We start from the raw sequence: 398 nt of genomic DNA on the forward strand, positions 1-398 counted from the left end.
TTCAACGACTGGGACGGCCGGCGCCACACGATGCGCGATCGCCGCGACACCGGCATATGGGAGGTGTTCATCCCCGACATCGGTGCCGGGCGACCCTACAAATACGAGATCATTGGACCCGATGGCGTCAGGCTGCCGCTGAAGGCCGATCCGTTTGCGTTCAAATCCGAACTGCGTCCCGCCACGGCTTCGGTTGTCGCCGTGCCGCCGGCGCATGAGTGGGGCGACGAGGCGCATCGCAACTACTGGCGCAATGCCGATCCCCGGCGCGAAGCCGTCTCGATCTACGAGGTCCACGCCGGATCCTGGCAGCTTCACGACGATGGCACGTTCCTGTCATGGGACGAACTGGCCGACCGGCTGATCCCCTATGTGGTCGAGACGGGGTTCACCCACAT

1 pseudogene is annotated in these 398 nt (G+C 64.6%); it reads left to right on the top strand.

Annotation, left to right across the window (positions count from 1 at the left end):
• A pseudogene (locus ACWTU8_RS33225) lies at positions 1–398 on the top strand (1,4-alpha-glucan branching enzyme); the annotation flags it as partial.

The organism is Mesorhizobium sp. BHbdii (assembly GCF_053848045.1).